This window comes from Pseudomonas sp. 24 E 13 (assembly GCF_900004715.1).
Taxonomy (GTDB): Bacteria; Pseudomonadota; Gammaproteobacteria; order Pseudomonadales; family Pseudomonadaceae; genus Aquipseudomonas; species Aquipseudomonas orientalis_A.
On the sequence record NZ_CVTO01000155.1, the window covers coordinates 14,624 to 14,873 of the forward strand.

Sequence of the window (250 nt, forward strand, 5' to 3'; positions counted from 1 at the left end):
TCCTGCCGGGTTGCCCACGGATTCAAGCCTGCGTTCGGCCAGCGTGGTTTAACGGGGCGCCTGAGATCAACAGCAGATCAAAAGCACAAGCGCGGCGGCCTTGGAGCCGACCGGTGTTTTGTGCCGAGCCCGGTGAAAATGTGGGAGGGGGCTTGCCCCCGATGGCGGCCTCGGGGCTGGCCGGGATGTTGGATTGGAACGAGTACATATCCGTTTCTGCGGTAACGGCCACTTAGGGTTCCGCCCTGAC